18 protein-coding genes are annotated in these 17470 nt (G+C 71.2%); 8 read left to right on the plus strand and 10 right to left on the minus strand.

Annotation, left to right across the window (positions count from 1 at the left end):
- Nucleotides 1-428 precede the first annotated feature (428 nt).
- Nucleotides 429-1091: a response regulator transcription factor gene (locus tag GUY60_RS04455; protein ID WP_161693966.1), complete on the plus strand. Its 663-nt coding sequence runs from the start codon at nucleotides 429-431 to the stop codon at nucleotides 1089-1091.
- Nucleotides 1088-2503, plus strand: a complete 1416-nt coding sequence (locus GUY60_RS04460) for a sensor histidine kinase (protein WP_161693968.1) — start codon at nucleotides 1088-1090, stop codon at nucleotides 2501-2503. Before GUY60_RS04455 ends, GUY60_RS04460 begins: the two co-directional genes overlap by 4 nt.
- Nucleotides 2504-2542: 39 nt before the next feature.
- On the opposite strand, the gene GUY60_RS04465 is transcribed toward GUY60_RS04460, so the two are convergent.
- The 4 genes from GUY60_RS04465 to GUY60_RS04480 all read right to left on the minus strand — a co-directional run bounded on the left by GUY60_RS04465 (nucleotide 2543) and on the right by GUY60_RS04480 (nucleotide 5254).
- Nucleotides 2543-3019 carry a MarR family winged helix-turn-helix transcriptional regulator gene (locus tag GUY60_RS04465; RefSeq protein ID WP_161693970.1) on the minus strand — a complete coding sequence of 159 codons (477 nt, stop codon included), beginning with the start codon at nucleotides 3017-3019 and terminating at the stop codon, nucleotides 2543-2545.
- A gap of 174 nt (nucleotides 3020-3193) precedes the next feature.
- Nucleotides 3194-3940, minus strand: a complete 747-nt coding sequence (locus tag GUY60_RS04470; RefSeq protein WP_161694040.1) for an AIM24 family protein — start codon at nucleotides 3938-3940, stop codon at nucleotides 3194-3196.
- A gap of 23 nt (nucleotides 3941-3963) precedes the next feature.
- Nucleotides 3964-4614, minus strand: a complete 651-nt coding sequence (locus GUY60_RS04475; protein ID WP_161693973.1) for an AIM24 family protein — start codon at nucleotides 4612-4614, stop codon at nucleotides 3964-3966.
- Nucleotide 4615: 1 nt separating this feature from the next.
- The gene (locus GUY60_RS04480) at nucleotides 4616-5254 is read right to left on the minus strand and encodes an AIM24 family protein (protein ID WP_161693975.1); all 639 of its coding nucleotides are present in this window, start codon (nucleotides 5252-5254) and stop codon (nucleotides 4616-4618) included.
- A gap of 196 nt (nucleotides 5255-5450) precedes the next feature.
- Between GUY60_RS04480 and GUY60_RS04485 the strand changes: the two genes are divergently transcribed.
- The 3 genes from GUY60_RS04485 (at nucleotide 5451) to GUY60_RS04495 (ending at nucleotide 7772) form a co-directional block, all read left to right on the plus strand.
- Nucleotides 5451-5795, plus strand: a complete 345-nt coding sequence (locus GUY60_RS04485; RefSeq protein ID WP_161693977.1) for a DUF3817 domain-containing protein — start codon at nucleotides 5451-5453, stop codon at nucleotides 5793-5795.
- Entirely contained in the window at nucleotides 5792-6085 is a 294-nt protein-coding gene (locus tag GUY60_RS04490) for an MTH1187 family thiamine-binding protein (RefSeq protein WP_161693979.1), read from the plus strand. Before GUY60_RS04485 ends, GUY60_RS04490 begins: the two co-directional genes overlap by 4 nt.
- A gap of 166 nt (nucleotides 6086-6251) precedes the next feature.
- Nucleotides 6252-7772: a DHA2 family efflux MFS transporter permease subunit gene (locus GUY60_RS04495; protein WP_161693981.1), complete on the plus strand. Its 1521-nt coding sequence runs from the start codon at nucleotides 6252-6254 to the stop codon at nucleotides 7770-7772.
- Here GUY60_RS04495 and GUY60_RS04500 read toward each other — a convergent pair.
- The 4 genes from GUY60_RS04500 to GUY60_RS04515 all read right to left on the minus strand — a co-directional run bounded on the left by GUY60_RS04500 (nucleotide 7752) and on the right by GUY60_RS04515 (nucleotide 11510).
- Complete coding sequence (locus GUY60_RS04500; protein ID WP_161693983.1) at nucleotides 7752-8549, minus strand: hypothetical protein; 798 nt, start codon at nucleotides 8547-8549, stop codon at nucleotides 7752-7754. The genes GUY60_RS04495 and GUY60_RS04500 overlap by 21 nt on opposite strands.
- 102 nt (nucleotides 8550-8651) lie before the next feature.
- The gene (locus GUY60_RS04505; RefSeq protein WP_161693985.1) at nucleotides 8652-9188 is read right to left on the minus strand and encodes a cupin domain-containing protein; all 537 of its coding nucleotides are present in this window, start codon (nucleotides 9186-9188) and stop codon (nucleotides 8652-8654) included.
- On the minus strand, nucleotides 9185-10402 hold the full coding sequence (locus GUY60_RS04510; RefSeq protein ID WP_161693987.1) for a cytochrome P450: 1218 nt from the start codon (nucleotides 10400-10402) through the stop codon (nucleotides 9185-9187). Before GUY60_RS04510 ends, GUY60_RS04505 begins: the two co-directional genes overlap by 4 nt.
- A gap of 46 nt (nucleotides 10403-10448) precedes the next feature.
- Nucleotides 10449-11510, minus strand: a complete 1062-nt coding sequence (locus tag GUY60_RS04515) for a type III polyketide synthase (RefSeq protein ID WP_161693989.1) — start codon at nucleotides 11508-11510, stop codon at nucleotides 10449-10451.
- Nucleotides 11511-11736: 226 nt separating this feature from the next.
- On the opposite strand from GUY60_RS04515, the gene GUY60_RS04520 reads away from it, so the two are divergent.
- The 3 genes from GUY60_RS04520 (at nucleotide 11737) to GUY60_RS04530 (ending at nucleotide 15192) form a co-directional block, all read left to right on the plus strand.
- Nucleotides 11737-13023 (plus strand): cytochrome P450, encoded by a 1287-nt coding sequence (locus GUY60_RS04520; protein ID WP_161693991.1) that lies wholly within the window; start codon nucleotides 11737-11739, stop codon nucleotides 13021-13023.
- A gap of 11 nt (nucleotides 13024-13034) precedes the next feature.
- Complete coding sequence (locus GUY60_RS04525; protein WP_161693993.1) at nucleotides 13035-13229, plus strand: acyl-CoA carboxylase subunit epsilon; 195 nt, start codon at nucleotides 13035-13037, stop codon at nucleotides 13227-13229.
- 133 nt (nucleotides 13230-13362) lie between these two features.
- Nucleotides 13363-15192, plus strand: coding sequence for a glycosyltransferase family 2 protein (locus GUY60_RS04530; protein WP_161693995.1), 1830 nt, complete (start codon nucleotides 13363-13365; stop codon nucleotides 15190-15192).
- A gap of 51 nt (nucleotides 15193-15243) precedes the next feature.
- Here GUY60_RS04530 and GUY60_RS04535 read toward each other — a convergent pair whose 3' ends face one another.
- Nucleotides 15244-16305 (minus strand): glycoside hydrolase family 6 protein, encoded by a 1062-nt coding sequence (locus GUY60_RS04535; RefSeq protein ID WP_161693997.1) that lies wholly within the window; start codon nucleotides 16303-16305, stop codon nucleotides 15244-15246.
- A 119-nt stretch (nucleotides 16306-16424) separates the two neighbouring features.
- Nucleotides 16425-17414 carry an ArsR/SmtB family transcription factor gene (locus GUY60_RS04540; protein WP_161693999.1) on the minus strand — a complete coding sequence of 330 codons (990 nt, stop codon included), beginning with the start codon at nucleotides 17412-17414 and terminating at the stop codon, nucleotides 16425-16427.
- Nucleotides 17415-17470: the final 56 nt, after the last annotated feature.

The following is a 17470-nucleotide window of genomic DNA, read 5'->3' on the forward strand; positions in this document are numbered from 1 at the left end:
AGGCGCCCTAGTCCTGGTTCGCGGTCTCCGTCTCCGCGCCGAGCACCTTCCCGCTGCCCGCGTCCACGCGGACCGCGTACGTGGTGGTGCCCTCACCGAAGACCTCCGCTCGACGGTGTCGAAGTGCGTCTGCGCCTCGGCCAGTTGCTCGCCGGCCTGCCGCGCCGCCGGGTCCGCGGTGGCCTTGTCGAGGCGCTCATGGGCGTTCAGGTACGCCAGGTGCTGGCTGGAGCACGCGTCGGCTCCACGCACGGGTGCCGTCGTCGCCGTCCAGGTCCGCCGAGACCGCCGTGCCGGCCTTGGACTTGAGGGCGGCGCCGGTGCGGTGTCGACGGGGACCAATCTGGCCGACGGCACCTGAAGCCACGCTGAAGCCGCCTGAAGCGGTCTTCAGCTTCGGTTCAGGAAGGGTTTGCGACCCTGGGGCCATGCGTTTGTTGATCGTGGAGGACGAGAAGCGCCTCGCCGTGTCCCTGGCCAAGGGCCTGGGCGCCGAGGGGTACGCCGTGGATGTCGTCCACGACGGCCTGGAAGGGCTGCACCGGGCGAGCGAGGGGGTGTACGACCTGGTCGTACTCGACATCATGCTGCCCGGCATGAACGGCTACCGGGTCTGCGGCGCCCTGCGCGCCGCCGGACACGACGTGCCGATCCTGATGCTGACCGCCAAGGACGGCGAGTACGACGAGGCCGAGGGCCTGGACACCGGCGCCGACGACTACCTGACGAAGCCCTTCTCGTACGTCGTCCTGGTCGCCAGGATCAAGGCCCTGCTCCGCAGGCGTGGCGGCAACGGCGGCTCGCCCGTGATCACCCTCGGCGAGATCAAGGTCGACACGGCCGCCCGCCGCGTGCACCGGGGCGAGACCGAAGTGACGCTCACCGCGAAGGAGTTCGCGGTCCTGGAGCAGCTCGCGACCCGGGCCGGCGCGATCGTCTCCAAGTCGGAGATCCTGGAGCACGTCTGGGACTTCGCGTACGAGGGCGACCCCAACATCGTCGAGGTGTACATCAGCGCCCTGCGCCGCAAACTGGGCGCCGCACTGATCAAGACGGTGCGCGGCGCCGGGTACCGGCTGGAGTCGAAGTGAGCCGGATGTTCGGGTCGATCCGGGCGAAGGCCACGCTCGGCGCCACCCTCGTCGTGGCCGTCGCGCTGATCGCGGCGGGCGTCGCCGTGCTGCTCTCGCTGCGCAGCAACCTGAGCGACCAGGCCGACAACGAGGCCGACAACGCCGCCCGCCAGGTCGCCTCGCAGATCGCCACCCGCACCCCGTACGAGGATCTCGACCTGCCGGACGGCGAGGAGCACCCGGTGCAGGTCGTCGACCGGGACGGCCGGGTGCTCGCGGTCTCCGAGGACCTGACGGCGATCCACGGCACCGGAGTGCCAGGGGTGAAGCCGGTCGGGAACCCGGCCGCCGAGCGGGACAACGAGGGCGATGACGACGACCCCGAGCCCGGCGAACTCGGCGAGATCACCTGGCACAGCTCCGGCCGGGCCACGGTCGACGGCGAGCAGGCCGAGTACCGCTTCGCCGAGGTCGAGGTGACGGACTTCCGGGACGAGACGGTCCTGGTGTACGCGGGCGCACCCCTGGACGCCCAGCACGGCGCGGTGCGTACGGCGGCGACGGCCATGCTGATCGGCCTGCCGGTACTGCTGCTCGTGGTGGGCGGTGTGACCTGGCTGGTGACCCGGCGCGCGCTGCGTCCGGTCGAGGGCATCCGGGCCGAGATGGCGGCGATCACCGCGTCCGAGGACCTCTCGCGGCGGGTCCCCGAGCCGGACGCGCACGACGAGGTGGCGCGGCTCGCCCGTACCACCAACGAGACCCTGACCGCCCTGGAGGCGAGCGTGGAGCGGCAGCGGCGGTTCGTCGCGGACGCCTCGCACGAGCTGCGCAGCCCGATCGCCTCGCTCCGCACCCAGCTCGAAGTGGGCGCCGCCCACCCGGAGTTGCTTGACGTGGACGGCGCCGTCGCGGACACGGTGCGGCTCCAGCAGCTCGCCGCCGACCTGCTGCTGCTCGCCCGGCTCGACGCGGGGGAGCGGGCCGGCGACGCCCGGCTCGACCTGGGCGCGCTGGTGCGCGAGGAGGTCTCGCAGCGTGCCGGGGACCGCGTCCCGGTGACGGTGACGGCCGCCGACGGCATCGAAGTCGACGGCTCCCGCTCGCAGTTGGGGCGGGTGCTCGGCAACCTCCTGGACAACGCGCAGCGGCACGCGCGCTCCCGGATCTCGGTCGCGGTGCGTGCCGAGGGCGGCTTCGCGGAGCTCACCGTCGCGGACGACGGCGACGGGGTGCCGCCGGCCGAACGGGAGCGGATCTTCGAGCGGTTCGTACGGCTCGACGACGCCCGCAGCCGGGACGACGGCGGTGCCGGGCTCGGCCTCGCCATCGCCCGCGACGTGGCACGGCGGCACGGCGGCACGCTGACCGTCGGGGAGTCGGCGGACGGCGGGGCGCTGTTCCAGGTCCGGCTGCCGTCGGATCGCTGAGCCTCCCGAAGGGGCCCGAGGGGCTACTGCCTGCCCGTGCTACTGCTTGCCGCGCTGTGCCCGCAGCCGCTCCGCGACCGGGGTGAGCGTCGCCCGCAACTGCTTCAGCGCCTCCGGGTCCATCATGTCGATGAAGTGCTTGCGCACGGACTCGACATGGTGCGGGGCGACCTTCCGCATCGTCTCCAGGCCGTCCTCGGTCAGGACCGCGAACAGCCCACGGCGGTCGGACTCGCAGTGCTCACGCCGCACCAGACCCGCGTTCTCCATGCGGGTGATCTGGTGCGAGAGGCGGCTCTTGGACTGCAGGGTGGCCGTCGCCAGGTCGCTCATCCGCATCCGCAGATCGTCGGACTCGGAGAGATTGACCAGGATCTCGTAGTCGTTCATGGTCAGGCCGAAGGGCTGCAGGTCCTTCTCGAGCTGGTACGTGAGCAGCCTGTTGACCTCCAGGTGCGTGCGCCAGGCGCACTGCTCGTCTTCGGTCAGCCAGTGGGTGGCCGTCTCAGTCTCCATGTATCGATTCTACCTAAAAAGTTGAAAGGTGAACGAGTGCGGGGAGTGTGACGGCGCCCACGGCGGGGGCTCGCCCGCTCCGCGACCGCCGGTCCCCGGCAGGGTCAGTGCTTCGCGCCGGGGCGGGGCGCTTCGTGCCGCTGTTCGAAGCCGTCACACTCCGCAGACTACCGTTCACAGCCCGAAGCGCCGTTGCAGGTCCCCGAGCTGGCCGGGAAGCCTCGGTGCCCCCTGGCCGCCCTGCCCGGCCGCCCCGCCGCCGGGCACACCCGCCTGCTGCGGAGTCGCGCCCGTCGCCTGCTCCGGCATCAGCGCCTCGGACGACTGCAGCAGGACCGTACCGGCGCCGACGAACTCGAACTGGTGCTCCTCGCCGGACGCCCCACCGAGCCCGGTCAGCTGCCTCAGGCCGCCCATCACCCCGGTCATGTACCCGTGGTCGTAGTGGTGGCACGGGGAAGGGCAGTCGGCCCAGCCCACGAGCGCCTGCGGATCCACCCGGATCGGCGGCTCCAGGAACTCCACCGGGCCGTTGCTCGCGGCCACGAACTTGCCCGTGCCGATGAGCGTCAGGAAGCCCGGGACAATGGACTGCTTCAGCGCGAGAGTTGGCTGAAAAGCGAGCAGATTGCCGGAGCGGATCGTCAGGTTGCCCTCGTCGAGATCGAAGGAGTTCACGTCGAAGGCGCGGTCGGCGAGCAGCATCTTGCCGCTGCCCTCCGCGACCACCCAGTCGCTCGCGTGCAAGGGCGAGTGGAACGACGTACGCACCAGGCGGTCGAGGCGGCCGTGCCCGATGCCCTGGAAGTCGATCGACCCGTAATAGGCGATCATCTTGCCCCGCTGCAAGAACCAGGAGCTCCCCTTCAACTCCACGCAGAAGGTGTACGGGTTGACGTTGTCGTCGCTCGGCAGCGTCATCGGGTCGAGGACCACGGGCGTGCTCACAGCTTCTCCTCCGATGCCTGGACGTACACCGCGCCGCTCCCGGACAGCTCCAGCTGGAACGCCTCGCCCGAGCCGCGCCCCACCATGTCGCGCCAACCGAGCGCCGTGGACAGCTTGTTGCGTACGTCGCCGTGGTGGGCGACATACGCCTGCGGGTCGACGTGCACCGGCCCCTGCGGGGTGATCGGGATCTCGATGACCCCGCCGTGCGCCATCACGGCGACCGCGCCGTGCCCCTTCAGGGTGGTGGTGAACAGGCCCTGTCCGGTGACCTGGCCGCGCACCATGCCCATGACCCCGCCCTGCGCGCCCATGAACATCGTGCCCTGCTCGAGCGTCCCGTCGAAGGCGAGCAGCCGGTCCGCCTCCACGTACAGCGTGTCCCCGGCGAGGTTGATCACCTCGATGTGGTGACCGCCGTGCCCGAACAGCACCGTGCCGCTGCCCTCGACCGTCATCAGCGGCGTCGCCTCGCCCGCGACCCGGCGGCCGACCATCGACATCAGCCCGCCCTGGCCGCCCTGCGTATTGGGAGTGAAGGACACCTCGCCCTTGTACGCCAGCATCGCCCCGCGCTGGCTGAACAGCCGCTGCCCCGGCGTGACGGTGGCCTCGACCACCCTGGAGTTGACCTCTCGGAACGGCATCTCAGACCTCCCCGCCCACGGTGTTGCGCTCGCTGGGCTGGACGTACACGAGACCGTCGCCCTCGAAGCGGATCTGGAAGGACTCGCCGGAACCCTCGCCGATCAGGGTGCGGAAGTTCACACCCGACTGGAAGCTCTGGCTGACCCTGCCCTGGTGCGCGATGTACGCCCCCGGGTCGACGTTCAGCGGGTACTGCGGCGAGACCCGCAGCACCACGGCCGGACCGTCCGACATGATCGCCGCCTGCCCGCTGCCCTCGACGGTCGTGGTGAACAGGCCGTTGCCCTGCGAGGCGCCGCGCAGCCCGGTGAAGCTGGTGCCGGTGCGCAGGCCGCCGTCGGTGCACAGCAGGTTGCTGGACTCGACGTACAGGGTGTCGTTGTGCAGCTGGACCAGGTTGATCTCGCTCGCGCGGTCGGCGAAGAAGCAGGTGCCGTGCCCCTTCACCTCCATCACTGTCATCTGCTCACCGGTGAGCCGCCGGGTCACCATGCCGCGTATGCCCTCGCCGCCGCCGGACATCTTCTTGAACGCCATCTGGCCGTCGTACGCGACCATCGAGCCGTTCTTCGCTTTCACGCCGTCGCCCGTGAGGGAGACGGCGAGAACCTTGCTGCTTTGGAGTCGGAACTGAGCCACGCCCCGAATTTAGTCGGCCGGAGGCGGGTGCGAACAGGGGCTTCGGACCGGACTCCTCCCTGATCCGCCCCTGACCTCGACCCTGACCCCGACCCTGATAAAGATCCGGCAAAGTGTGGCTGCCACAATGGATCGAGCTTGTGCGTACGTTCACAAGATCGCCCTTACCGCATTCGCCCCCCGACGAAGGTGACCCGTGGAACTCAAGACCGCCTCCGCCCTCCGCCGCCTGCGCCTGGTCTCCGCGCCGGAGGCCATCTCGTTCCTGCTGCTGCTGGTCTGCTCGGTGCTCAAGCGCACCACGGACTTCAACGCGGTCCCGGTGATGGGCGCGATCCACGGCATCCTGTTCGTCCTGTACGTGCTGTTCTGGCTGGACGCCTGGAACCGCACCAAGTGGGACGTCAAGCGGGCCGCGCTCTACTTCGTCCTCTCCGTGCTGCCCACCGGCGGCTTCTTCGCCGAGAAGATGCTGAAGCGCGAGGCCGAGGCCGCCGTGATCGCCTCCCGCGCCCGCCAGGAAGGCTCGGTCACCGCATGATCGTCGCCTTCTCCGTGACGCCGCTCGGCGTCGGCGAGGACGTGGGGGAGTACGTCGCCGACGCGGTCCGCGTCGTCCGTGAATCCGGTCTGCCGAACCGTACGGACGCCATGTTCACCTCGATCGAGGGCGAGTGGGACGAGGTGATGGACGTCGTGAAGCGCGCCGTGGCCGCCGTCGAGGCGCGCGCCCCGCGCGTCTCCGTCGTCCTCAAGGCGGACATCCGCCCCGGCGTGACGGACGGCATGACGTCGAAGGTCGAGACGGTGGAGCGCCACCTCTCCGACTAGCCGCGCCGGCCGAACAGCCCTGAGAGCCCCCGCCCCGCGGGGGCTCTCGTGCGTGCCGGCGGCGGTCGAGGAGCCGGCCCGGCGCGCGGTCCCCCGGATGCGCCCCGACCCCGCAGCAGGTCAGATGGGTCTCAGGCAGATCCCGCGCACCTCAGGGAGTCGCACCATGGCAACGGAGCCCACGGGCGGAACCCGGACCGGTCGCGGGCCCGCAGAGGCCGCACCGACCCCCGATCCGCGCCGCTGGAAGATCCTCGCGGTCATCGGCCTCACCCAGCTCATGGTCGTCCTCGACGCCACCGTCGTGAACATCGCCCTGCCCTCCGCACAGGCCGACCTCGGCTTCTCCGACACCGGCCGCCAGTGGGTGGTCACCTCGTACGCCATGGCCTTCGGCACCCTGCTGCTGCTCGGTGGGCGGGTGGCCGACCTGTTCGGGCGACGGCGTGCCTTCCTCGTCGGCCACATCGGGTTCGCCACGGCCTCCGCGCTCGGCGGCGCCGCGGCCTCCTTCGAGATGCTCGTGACGGCCCGCGCCCTGCAGGGCGTGTGCGCGGCCCTGCTCGCACCCGCCGCCCTCGCCCTGCTCACGACGACCTTCGTCGGACCCGAACGCGGCCGCGCCTTCGGCGTGTTCGGGTCCCTCGCCGCCTCGGGCGGTGCGGTGGGGCTGCTCCTGGGCGGCCTGCTCACCGAGCATCTGGGCTGGCGTTCGACGCTCTACGTCAACGTCCTCTTCGCGGCCGTCGCCGTCACCGGCGGCGCGCTGCTGCTCGGACGGCAACGGCCCACCGCCCCGCCCCGGCTCGATCTGCCCGGCGCCGCCCTGGCCTCGTCCGGTCTCTTCTGCCTTGTGTACGGGCTCGCGCAGGCCGGCGTCCACGGCTGGACGTCACCTAACAGCTGGGGCTTCCTCGCGGCCGGTGCCGTACTCGTCGCGGTGTTCGTGTGGTGGCAGAGCAGGGCACGGCACCCGCTGCTGCCCCTGCGCATCGTGCTCGACCGGGTCCGGGGGACGGCGCTTGTGGCCGTGTTCATCACCGGCCTGGGCATGTTCGGGTGCTTCTTGTTCCTCGCGTACTACCTGCAGCACAACCGCGGCTACAGCCCCGCCAGGACCGGCCTCGCCTTCATGCCCATGTCCGGGTCCATCGTGATCAGCGCGATCGGCAGCGGCACGGCCCTGTTCAGCGGGCTCGGCGCCCGCGCGCGGGTCAGCGGCGGCATGCTGCTCGCGGCGTTCGGCATGGGGTGGATGACCGGCCTCTCGCCGGAGCGCGCGTACGTCGTCGACATCGTGCCGGGCCAGATCGCCACCGGCCTCGGGATGGGCCTGATCACCGCGGCTGCCATGAACCTCGGCACCGCGGGCATCGACCCACGGGACGCCGGTGTCGGCTCGGCCACGGTCAACGCCCTGCGGCAGATCGGCGGTTCGGTCGGCACGGCGCTCATGAGCACCCTCGCCGCGGGCACCGCCGCCGCATATCTGGCGGACCGGCGGCCCACGCCCGAAGTCGTGGCGCGGGCCGCCGTGGAGAGCTATCACACCGTCTTCACGGCAGCGGCGGGGATCTTCGCCGCCGGAGCCGTCCTGACGTTCTTCATGCTGCCCGGCGGACTGGCCGTGGAGCGCGCCCACGGCGCCCACCGGGGCCGCGGTCCCTCAGGGGCAGCCCGCGACTGAGCTGCGGATACGGTCGCCCGTCGACGCGTGCTTCACCTTGCACTCGTCGGTCCCCGGACCGCCGTCGACCATCGCCCAGCCGGGGCCGATGGTCAGGACCTCGTCGCCCGGTGCCCGGACCACGTCGTTGCCCGGTCCGCCCTGGATGGTCCCGGAGGACTCGGCGCCCACCGACTTGGGCTCGATGAGGTCGTTCTCGCTGCCGCCGACGACCCGGCCGCCGAGGTCGACCGAGCTGGGGCGGATGACGTCGTTGCCGTCGTTGCCGAACACCTGGCCGCCGCCGCGCTGGTACGGGCCGGGCTGGCCCTGCACGGTGCCCGTGGTGATCTCGTCGTTCCCGTGGTCGCCGTGGACGGTGGCGCCGTGCTCGGCGGTGCCCACGACCACCGCGGTGATGATGCTGTCGTCGCCACCGCCGCCGCGGACCATCGCGTCGGCGGTGCGGGGGTAGAGGTTGTTGACCTGGATCGTGTCGTCGCCGTCGCCGCCGAGCACCGACGAGTCGACGACCAGGCCCTTGACCCGGATCCTGTCGTCGCCGCCGCCTCCCCAGACGATGGCGTTCTGCACGTCGCCCTCGCACATGATCGTGTCGGGGCCCGGCGTTCCCTCCACCCTCTCCCCGGGCGGGGCCTCCACACCGTTGACGGAGCACCAGTGGGCGGGCAGTGGAGCGGCGGCAGGGGCCGGAGCCATGGCCACGGAGGCCACGACGAGGACCGAGGTGGGCAGGGCACGCAGAGCGGTGCCCAGCGTGCGCCGGGTGCGCAGCATGAGATCTCCCGAGAATGAGGGGCGGAGGGTCGGAGTGGGGGTGTGTCCCGGAGCCAGGCCAGGCCGGACAAGGTCAGGCCGTACAAGGCCAGGTCAGGCAGGTCAGGACACGTCGTGGCGCAGCGGAGTGAGCTGCTCGATGTCGTAGCGGGCCCGCAGCTCCTGGATCGCCGCGGGGTCCGGTGACGTACCGGCGTCGAGCAGGGCGAGGAGTTCCTCGAAGTACCGCTCGTGATCCGGCGGGGGTGAGGCCTGGAAGAACATTCTGGCCGGTGCGCCCGTCGGATTGGCGAAGGCGTGCGGGCAGCCGGGCGGAACCACGATGACGGTCCCGGGGGTCGCCCGGACGACCCGGCGGCCGTCGAGCGCCTGCCACTGCCGCCAGTCGTCCCCGCTGCGGACGCGCGGCTCGAACGCCATCACGTCGAGCTCGCCTTCGAGTACGTAGAAGAGTTCCTCGCTCCGTGTGTGCAGGTGCGCCCCGACGTCGAAGCCGGGCGGTACGACGACCTCGAAGCTGGAGGTCACCTGGGAGTGCTCCCCGGTGACCTTGAACGTGACCTGCTGGGCGGTGGTGATCAGGGTGCGGCCGTGGCCGGGCGGCACGAGCAGACCCGAACGGGCGAGGTGCGCGGTCATGACCAGGTCACCGGGAGACCTTCGGGCCCCCGGATGAGCGCTCCGGGACGCCAGCGCAGCTCGTCCGTGGAGACGCTGAACCGCACCTCCGGGAACCGGTCGAGCAGTGCGTCCACGAGCAGTTCGGACTCGAGCCGGGCGAGCACCGCTCCGGGGCAGTAGTGCGGGCCGTAGCCGAAGGAGACGTGCGGGTTGGGGCTGCGGTCGAGCCGGAGCTCGTCGGGGTCGGGGAAGACGTCCGCGTCGCGGTTGGCGGCGAGATAGGAGACGTAGACCGCCTCGCCCGCGCGGATGAGCTGGCCGGCGACCGTGACGTCCTCCAGGGCGACACGGGAGAGCCCGACGGCGTTGCGGTGCGGGATGTAGCGCAGGAGTTCGTTGAGTGCCGAAGGCCGCAACTCGGGTGTGCTCCGCAGTCGTTCGAGGAGGTCGGGCCGGGTGAGCAGGATGTAGACCATGTTGCCCACGTTGTTGGTGACCGCTTCGCCGCCGATCTGGATGAGCAGCGCGAGGCCAGTGGCCTCCTCCGCGGTGACCTCGCCGGCTTCGATGGCCTTGACGAGCAGCCCGATGACGGTGTCACCGCCGGTTGTGCTCCCCTCGCGCAGCCGCGCGCCGAGGTAGGCCAGCATGTCCGCCTTGGCCTGCTCGCTGCGCTCCGCGCCCTGGGTCGAGGAGAGGATCAGGGTGGTCCACTCGTGCACCGCGGCGCGGTCGGCCTCGGGAACGCCCATCAGCTCGCACACGACGGCGAGCGGAAAGGGCGCGAGCAGACGCTCGGTCAGGTCCACCGGCGGTCCGTCGCGCAGGATCCCGTCGACGAGTCCGTCGAGGATGCCCTGTGCCCGGGTACGGAGGCGTTCCACACCGGCGGCGGTGAAGGCACCGGCGACGGCGCGACGCAGTCGGGTGTGGTCGGGCGGGTCCTCGAAGCCGACCGCGCCGGGGGCGGGGATGAAGTGGGGTGCCAGGCGGGTGACATCGTGCTCGACGACCAGCTTGCGGCTGAAGCGCGGGTCGTTGGTCACCGTCCGCACGTCGTCGTACCGGCAGACCAGCCAGGCCCACCCGCTTCCGTTGGGGAGCTTGATGCGGGTCACCGGCCCCGCCCGCATCAGCTCGGTGAGAACGGGGTCGAAGTCGACCCCGTCCAGATTCAGTGCCGGCCAGTGCGTGATGGGTGGCTGCGCGGTCTCGGGGCCGTCCCTCAGCATGCTTTCCGATTCCTCCTGACGCGGTCTTACGCCTGAGTGGTCTCGTCTAGGAGGCCTCTCGTCCTGTGCTCCAGTTGCCCAGTGCGACTTCGGCGGTGATGCCCGGTCCGAACCCTGCGAGGAGGCCTCGCGCGGTGTCGTGGGTCTCGTTCTCGTCGAAGAGGCGGCGCAACGCGTCCAGGACGACGGCGCTCGCGATGTTGCCGTACTCGGTGAGTGTGGCCCGGCTGAAGCGGAATGCTTCGGAGGCCACTCCGAGGTACTTGCTGAGGTCGTCGAGGATCCGCGGGCCACCGGCATGGATGATGTAGAAGTCCAAGGCGGCGGCGTCCCATCCATGGGCGTGGGCCAGCTGCTTCAGCACCGGAGCGAGCGGCTCCATGGTCCCGGGAACGCGCCGGTCGAGCCTGAAGTGGAACCCGGTCGCCTTGACCTCGTACGCGATCCACTCCTCCGTCTGGGGAATGATGTACGAGCCGTTGCGCCGCAGTTGGATGCCGTGGCCGCCGCGGCCCCGGACGGCGGCCGCGGCCACTCCGTCGCCGAACAGGCCGTTGGACAGCAGGTTTCCGACCTCCAGGTCGCTCGGCTGGTAGCACAGGGAGCAGAACTCGCAGGCGACGATCAGCGCGTTCGCCTCCGGGTACGCCGTGCAGAAGTCATGCGCACGGTTCACCGCGGCGCCGCCCGCCGCGCAGCCCAGCTGGGCGATGGGCAGCTGCCTGGTGTCGGTGCGGAACCCAAGCGCGTTGATCATCCACGCGGTCAGGGACGGCATCATGAAGCCGGTGCAGGACACGTAGACGATCAGGTCGATGTCCGTGGGCCGCAGTTCCGCGTCGGCCAGCGCCTGACGTACCACCTCCGGTACCCGTGCCTTGGCCTCGGCTTCGTAGATGGCGTTGCGCTGTTCGAAGCCGGGGTGCTTGAGGATCTCGTCGATCGGGCGCACCAGGTGCCGCTTCGCGACGCCGGTGTTCTCGATCAGCCGCAGGGCCAGGTCGAGCTGCGGATGGGCGGAATGCACGGAGCGGGCCAGGTCGAGCGTCTGCTCCATGGTGATCACATGTTCGGGCACTGACACCGACGGTCTGCACAGAGTCGCCACGGCGGCTCTCCTTCCTGTTCGGACACAGCCTCACGGACCTGTGCGCAATGCGCGCGCGGGACTGATCCGCCGGTGGACGGGGCCGATCCGGTGACGCTGGGCGGCGCGGGCGGCGAGTCGAGTGGCGACAGGGAAGGCATGTCGCAGCCCGCGTCCGGCGGAATCGATCGCCGGGGGCGACCGGGGGAGCGACAGGGAAGCCGACATCGAAGCAGGGAGATCAAGCATGACCTCAGAGCCGCGCGCGCCCCTCGGCCCCGACACGGAACGGGCCACGGACGACACGGAACGGGTTCTGGACGGGACGGGGCCGACTCCGGACGAGGCGGTCCACCACTGGGGTCTCGACGACCTCCAGGGCCTCGACTTCGACCCCTTCCTGCACGACCGGCTACGGGACGGGCGGGCCACTCGCGTCCAGTTGCCGTTCGGCGAGGGCAGCGCCTGGCTGATGGCGCGCTACGACGACGTCAAGGCGGCGACGACCGACCCGCGCTTCAGCAGGGCGGAGCTGGTCGGGCGTACGGTCACCAGCTCCTCGCCGCACGCGATCGCCTCCCAGCAGGCGTCCCTCAACTACGCGGACCCGCCACGCCTGAACAACATGCGCCGGGTGGTGGCGCGGGCGTTCACCGGCAAGAGCATGGGCAAGCTCAGGCCCGCCGCGCAGCGCACCGTCGACGACCTCCTCGACGAGATGGAGCGGCACGGTTCACCGGCGGACCTGGTGGAGCACCTGCACGGCCCCTTCCCGCTCGCGGCCGTCGCCGACCTGCTCGGGATGGACCAGGACATGCGCGAGGACATGACGTCCTGGGCGAACCTGATCATGACTCCCGGTCCGGCCCCCGAGCGGAGCAGCGACGCCAGGTCGACGGTCCGCGACTGCGTCGTCGACCTGCTCGCCCGACGCCGCGAGCAGCCCCGCGACGACCTGGCCGGAGTCCTCGCCGCGGCCTCCGACGCCGGTGAGATCACGGAGCCGGAGGCCGTCTCGCTGGCCACCGCCATCCTCGTGAGCGGTGCGCACGCCGTACGCAACAACAGCGCCAACATGGTGTACGCGCTGCTCACCCATCCCCGGCAGCTGGAACGGCTGCGCGCCGAACCGGACCTGGTGCCGCAGGCCGTCGACGAGTTGCTGCGCTACATCCCGCACCGCAGCGGAGTGGGCCTGCCGCGGATCGCCACGCAGGACGTCGAGATCGCCGGTGTCGTGGTCCGGGCCGGCGAGGCGGTCTACTCGTCGTACCTCGCGGCCAACCGCGACCCCGAGGCCTTCCCCGACCCGGACGTACTGGACTTCGACCGGGGGCCGATCGCGCACATGGCCTTCGGGAACGGCCCCCACCACTGCGTGGGTTCGATGCTGGCGCGGATGGAGTCCGAGATCATCCTCGCCACCCTGCTCGACCGCTACCCCGCACTCGCGCTCGCGGTGCCGCCGGAACGGATCGAGTGGCAGACGGGCGGGCTGATCCGCGGCCCCAAGGCGTTGCCGGTCTCCTGGTGATACACCACCACATGATCAAGGTCGTACGAGGCAGACCGAACCACCTGGAACTGGCCGCCTTCACCGCGGTCTTCATGGCGCTGGTGCGCGGTTCGCACACGCTGAGCGAGCCGGACCCGCGGTCCCGTCGCGCCGGGTGGGACCACCAGCCGCCGCATCTCCCGGCGCACTCCTGGCGTGCCCGCAGGGCGTCCCCTCCCCGCTGAAGCCCCTCGCCCCTTAAACCGCTCACACGGACGCGCCCCGTTCGACACGCCGGGAAATCTCCCTTTTCGTAGGGGTATTGGCTTGTTCGTACCCGAACCTGCCATCGCCAGATCATCGAGACCTGGAGGCGCTGTGCGGCCGGAGGGCTATGACTACGACACCCACAGCACACTCGCCGGGCCGCTCACCGAGCCAGCCGGCGGCCACGGCGGTTACCGGGTGCAGTACACGAAGCTCCTCTCCGGCGAGCCGCACCGAATACGCGCCGTCCTGCTGATGATCCTCGCCCCGGTACTCACCGGGCTGCTGATGGTCTACCTGGTCTGGCCGACGCACTGGACGCAGCGCGAGGGCGGCGAGCGCTGGCTCGTCTGGCTCGACGTCACGATGCTGCTCGCGATCGGCGCGATCGAGCTGTTCATGCTGATCAACGTCATATCCATCGCGCACGCCACGCTGGTCGCCCGCGACCCCGTGCCCGTGCGCCCCGAGCCCGGCACCCGCGTCGCGTTCCTCACCACGTACGTGCCCGGCAAGGAACCCATAGCCATGGTCAGGGCCACCCTCGAAGGCGCGACCGCGATACGCCACGACGGACTCGTCGACGTATGGCTGCTCGACGAGGGCGACGACCCGCAGGTCAAGGCGCTCTGCGCCGAGCTCGGCGTGCGGCACTTCAGCCGCAAGGGCGTCCCCGAGTGGAACCGCCCCACCGGCACGCACAAGGCCAGGACCAAGCACGGCAACTACAACGCCTGGCTCGCCAAGCACGGCGACAAGTACGAGTTCTTCGCCTCGGTCGACACCGACCACGTCCCGCTCCCCAACTTCCTCGAGCGGATGATGGGTTACTTCCGGGACCCGGACATCGCGTTCGTCGTCGGACCCCAGGTGTACGGGAACTACGACTCCCCGGTCACCAAGGCCGCCGAGTCCCAGCAGTTCCTCTTCCACGCGCTGATCCAGCGGGCGGGCAACCGCTACCGCGCCCCGATGTTCGTCGGCACCAACAACGCCGTGCGAATATCCGCCGTCAAGCAGGTCGGCGGGCTCTACGACTCGATCACCGAGGACATGGCCACCGGCTTCGAGCTGCACCGGCGCAAGAACCCGCGCACCGGCCGGTACTGGCGCTCCGTGTACACCCCGGACGTCCTGGCCGTCGGCGAGGGACCGGCCTCCTGGACCGACTTCTTCACCCAGCAGCTCCGCTGGTCGCGCGGCACGTACGAGACAGTCATCAAGCAGTACTGGCGGGCGCCCTTCCGGATGCCTCCCGGGCGGTTCTTCAACTACTCGCTGATGCTCGTCTACTACCCGATGACCGCCGTGAACTGGGCGCTCGGCATTCTCAGTTGCTTCCTGTTCCTGTGGTTCGGCGCCTCCGGCACCCAGGTCGCCGCGTCGATCTGGCTGATGCTCTACAGCGACGCCGCCGCCCTCCAGGTGGGCCTGTACCTGTGGAACCGGCGGCACAACGTCTCCCCGCACGAGCCCGAGGGCTCCGGCGGCCTCGCCGGGATGGCGATGTCCGCGCTCTCCGCGCCGATCTACGCCAAGTCCCTCGGCGCGGCGGTGCTGCGGCGCCCCTGCCGGTTCGTGGTGACGCCCAAGGGCGACGGCGCGAGTCCCGACCGGCTTCTCACCTTCCGGGTGCATCTGGCCTGGGCGGCGCTGGTCGCGGTGTCCCTGGTCGCGTCGTTCGTGCTCGGCCACAGCCATGTGGCGATGCGTACGTGGTCGGTGCTCGGCCTCGTCATCTCGCTCGCCCCGGTGTCCGTCTGGGCCGTCGGCGAGTACCGGCGGCGCCGGGCGGTCGAGCGGTCGACGGTGCGCGAGGCGGTCGCCGAACCGGTGCTCGCCGTCGCCACCACACCGGTCACGGCGCCCGTGGAGTCCCACCCGACGACGGCCGCCACGGCCGCCACCAGGATCTCCAGCAGCACCACGGGAGGCAGCTGAGATCCACGGCGACGGCCGTGCGGGAACGAGCGGTACGCACGTCTGACGGAGCTACGCCTTCGAGTTGCGGGCCAGGCCGAGGGCGTACTCCGGCCACCAGCGCCCGGCCGGCGGGCCGCCCCGGCACTCGCCGTCGGACTCACCGGGCCGCTTGATCCAGAGGAAGGCGTCGACGAGCGGGTCGCCGGTCCTGGTGCTGGGCCGGTTGCCGAGGGCGCGGCCCGGCGGGTTGCACCAGCCGTCGGCGCCGCCGCCGGACATCGCGCCGTTGCCGTTGCGCCCGGTGTCCATCACGAAGTGCTTGCCGTTCAGGACCTTCGACAACTCCTTGCCGTACGCCTTGGTCTCCGCGTCCGTCTGGAAGTTGGAGACGTTCAGGGCGAAACCGTCGGCGCGGTCCATGCCCGCCTTCCGCAGGGCCTGCGCGAGCCTGCCGTGGTCCTTGACCCAGGCGGAGTGCCCGGCGTCGATGTACACCTTGACGTTCGGCTGCTTCTTGAGCCGGTCGATCGCCTCGGACATCAACTGGTAGCGCTCGTCGTGGTACTCGGCCGGGGTGCAGCCGTCCACGACGTGCGGGACGGCGTCCGGCTCAAGGATCACCAGCGCCTTGCTGTCCTCGATGTTGTCCGCGAAGGCGCCGATCCACTGCCGGTAGGCGTCCGCGCTGTTCGCGCCGCCCGCGGAGTGCTGGCCGCAGTCGCGGTTCGGAATGTTGTACGCGACGAGGACGGCGGTGCGGTTCGTCCTGGCGGCGCCCTGGGTCGCGGTCTTGATGGCCGGGCCGGGGTCGTCGCCCGCGGGCCAGGCCGCCATCGGCTGGTCGGCGATCCGCCGGAGCACTTCGGCGTCCGCGTCGCGGCCCTCCTGGCGCCATTTGGCGACCTGCTGGGCGGCGGGACTGTTCGGGTCCACCCAGAAGTCGGAGTTCGACGGCTTCGCGGGGTCTCGGACCAGGGCCGCGCCCTTGGTGTGCGGGGACTCCGCCTCGGGGGAGCAGGCGAGGGCGAGCCCGAGCACGGCGAGCGCGGCCGCGGAGCGGGCGAGCCCACGGCGTGTGCGGCACGGGCCGCGGCGGTGGTTGTTGTCGGTGCGGGCGGTGTGGGCGGGCATCGTGCCCCCTTGGACTACGGCGCACTACAGGACCGGGCAATCGTGACATAACGGTCACAGGTTGTAGCGGCTGCCGCACCGACGCCGCCACTACAACGGCCACCGTCAGGCCGCCGGGGTCAGGCCGTCTCGCCGGTCGCCAGGGCGATGCCCAGCGGGGTGCGCTCGTACAGGACCTGGTGGCCCTGGCGCCGGGAGGTGAGGAGGCCCGCCCCGCGCAGCGCCGACAGGTGTGCGGAGACCGAGGACGGGGCGAGGCCGAGGCGGTGGGCGAGGGCCGTCGTGGCGGCCGGTTCGGTGAGCGCGCACAGCACGTCGGCGCGGGCCCGGCCGAGCAGGCGGGCCAGTGCGTCCGGGGTGCGGTCCGCGGGCTCCGTCCAGAGTCCGCCGATGCCACGTGCCGGGTAGATCACGGCGGGCTGCCAGGGCTCGTCGTACCCGCCGACCGTCTCCGGCCAGGTGAAGACGGACGGCATCAGGACGACGCCGCTGCCGTCCAGGACGCGGGAGTGGTCGCCCCAGGTGTTCGTGATCGTCAGCGTGGAGTCCGCCCAGCTCAGCCGGGGGCTCAACTCGCCGAGCAGGCGCCCGAACCCGACCTGGGCGAGGCGCCGCGAGTGGTACGCGACATCGGCCTCCAGGAGCGCGCGCAGCCGTGGCCAGTCCGGCTCGACCAGGGCCCGCCAGGCGCGGTCGATCAGCTCGGCCAGCTCCCGCACGGCACGTTCCGGGTCCGCCAGCATCGCCCTGCCCCGCGCCGATTCGAGGCCGCCCGGCTGGTCCGCGAGCGACTTGGCGATGTCCCGCCGGGCCACCTCCGGATCGGTGGCCCGCACCCCGGCCAGCTCCTCCTCGAACGACGCGGTCGGGCCGAGCGGCGGCGGGCAGAGCAGGTCGGCACCGTGCCCGTGCTGCGGCATGAGCAGCCACAGCGGCGCGAGGTCGAGACCGGCCGCCGCCCGCCGGGTACGGCGCAGCCAGGGCAGGTGGTAGCCGTGGTGCTCGGGGCGGGCGAGGGTGCGTACCGCCTGCTGCGTCTCCCACAGCGGGGAGAGCGCGAAGCGGCAGCGCAGCAGATCGCTCTCGCCGAACCGCAGCCGCAGCGCCATCGCTCTCCCCTCAACCGCCGGATTCGGTGTGAGCCGAAAGTCTGGAGGGGCGGCCG

It is taken from the genome of Streptomyces boluensis, assembly GCF_009908195.1.
Taxonomy (GTDB): domain Bacteria; phylum Actinomycetota; class Actinomycetes; order Streptomycetales; family Streptomycetaceae; genus Streptomyces; species Streptomyces boluensis.

Coding starts and splice junctions, on each gene's coding strand:
- GUY60_RS04535 (WP_161693997.1), bottom strand. CDS start 16,305: ATGCCCGCCCACACCGCCCGCACCGACAACAACCACCGCCGCGGCCCG.
- GUY60_RS04540 (WP_161693999.1), bottom strand. CDS start 17,414: ATGGCGCTGCGGCTGCGGTTCGGCGAGAGCGATCTGCTGCGCTGCCGC.
- GUY60_RS04495 (WP_161693981.1), top strand. CDS start 6,252: ATGGCAACGGAGCCCACGGGCGGAACCCGGACCGGTCGCGGGCCCGCA.
- GUY60_RS04470 (WP_161694040.1), bottom strand. CDS start 3,940: ATGACGCTGCCGAGCGACGACAACGTCAACCCGTACACCTTCTGCGTG.
- GUY60_RS04500 (WP_161693983.1), bottom strand. CDS start 8,549: ATGCTGCGCACCCGGCGCACGCTGGGCACCGCTCTGCGTGCCCTGCCC.
- GUY60_RS04475 (WP_161693973.1), bottom strand. CDS start 4,614: ATGCCGTTCCGAGAGGTCAACTCCAGGGTGGTCGAGGCCACCGTCACG.
- GUY60_RS04490 (WP_161693979.1), top strand. CDS start 5,792: ATGATCGTCGCCTTCTCCGTGACGCCGCTCGGCGTCGGCGAGGACGTG.
- GUY60_RS04525 (WP_161693993.1), top strand. CDS start 13,035: ATGATCAAGGTCGTACGAGGCAGACCGAACCACCTGGAACTGGCCGCC.
- GUY60_RS04520 (WP_161693991.1), top strand. CDS start 11,737: ATGACCTCAGAGCCGCGCGCGCCCCTCGGCCCCGACACGGAACGGGCC.
- GUY60_RS04505 (WP_161693985.1), bottom strand. CDS start 9,188: ATGACCGCGCACCTCGCCCGTTCGGGTCTGCTCGTGCCGCCCGGCCAC.
- GUY60_RS04465 (WP_161693970.1), bottom strand. CDS start 3,019: ATGGAGACTGAGACGGCCACCCACTGGCTGACCGAAGACGAGCAGTGC.
- GUY60_RS04510 (WP_161693987.1), bottom strand. CDS start 10,402: ATGCTGAGGGACGGCCCCGAGACCGCGCAGCCACCCATCACGCACTGG.
- GUY60_RS04455 (WP_161693966.1), top strand. CDS start 429: ATGCGTTTGTTGATCGTGGAGGACGAGAAGCGCCTCGCCGTGTCCCTG.